Source organism: Methylobacterium guangdongense, from assembly GCF_038442355.1.
Lineage (GTDB): Bacteria > Pseudomonadota > Alphaproteobacteria > Rhizobiales > Beijerinckiaceae > Methylobacterium > Methylobacterium guangdongense.
The window spans coordinates 1-1,315 of sequence record NZ_JBBXMX010000064.1; the positions used below are offsets into that span (position 1 = coordinate 1).

The window sequence follows — 1,315 nt, forward strand, 5'->3', positions numbered from 1 at the left end:
CTAGCAGGCTGCTGCAAAAGTCGCTGGCCACTGGGCTTTGGGGATGATTCACTCTGTCGATGGCGTCGGTGGGGTGTGAGCGATGCGCGGGCGTGAAGAGGGATCGGCCAACCTGTTCAGCTACGTGCGGCTGGAGGAGCGCGTGCCCGCCGATCACCCGCTTCGGCCGATCCGGGCTCTGGCCGACGAGGTGCTGGCCGGGCTGAACGATCGCTTCGAGGGCTTGTATTCCGGGATGGGCCGCCCCTCGATCCCACCGGAGATGTTGCTGCGCGCGAGCTTGCTGCAGGCGTTCTTCTCGGTGCGCTCCGAGCGGATGCTGATGGAACAGATCGACTACAACCTGCTGTTCCGCTGGTTCGTCGGACTGGAGATCGATGCCCCCGTCTGGCACCCGACGGTGTTCACGCACAACCGCGACCGGCTGATGGAGACGGCGGTGGCCCGCGCCTTCCTGTCGGGCCTGTTGGAGCTGAAGCCCGTGAAACGGCTTCTGTCGAGCGACCACTTCTCCGTCGACGGCACGCTGATCGAGGCCTGGGCGTCGATGAAGAGCGTCCGGAAGAAGGACGGCTCGGGCACGCCTCCGGGGCCGGGCCGCAACGGTGAGCGCGACTTCCGCAAGGAGAAGCGCTCGAACGAGACCCACGCCTCGACCACGGATCCGGATGCCCGGCTGTACCGCAAGGGGGACGGGCAGGAGAGCCGTCTGTGCTTCATGGGCCACGCGCTGATGGAGAACCGCCACGGCCTGGTCGTGGATGCGGCCCTCACCCACGCGACCGGCATGGCTGAACGGGAGGCGGCCCTGCTCATGCTGGACCGCCGAAAGCGTCGGCACCGGATCACGCTGGGAGCCGACAAGGCCTACGACGTCGAGGCTTTCGTCCATGCGCTGCGGGCGCGGCGCGTGAGCCCCCATGTGACAATCAACGGGGCGGTCTCGAGGACCGGGAAAATCCGTAAGACCGCGTTGGACGGCCGCACGACGCACCACGCCGGCTATGCGATCAGCCTGCGCTGCCGCAAACGGATCGAGGAGGCGTTCGGCTGGATCAAGGCGCAGGCCGGGCTGAGCAAGGTCAAGCTGAGGGGACGAGCCAGGGTCGAGGCGCTGTTCACCTTCGCCGCCGCGGCCTACAACCTCGTGCGGTTGCCCAAGCTGATGGCCCTGACGGCCACCTGATCGACCGACCCGCCCCCCGGGAGGCGCGCGACGTCGCCCACCCGGCCATCGCCGGTCAAACCACCGCGTTCCGACGACGAAAATCATCTCCCCCGCCGCCACAGCGACACTTCTTCAGCAGCCTGCTAG

At 67.5% G+C, this 1,315-nt stretch carries 1 protein-coding gene; it reads left to right on the plus strand.

Annotated features, from left to right (window positions below; all coding sequences use genetic code 11):
* Positions 1-82: 82 nt before the first annotated feature.
* Positions 83-1,186: an IS5 family transposase gene (locus AAHG09_RS31735; RefSeq protein ID WP_342112315.1), complete on the plus strand. Its 1,104-nt coding sequence runs from the start codon at positions 83-85 to the stop codon at positions 1,184-1,186.
* Positions 1,187-1,315 lie beyond the last annotated feature (129 nt).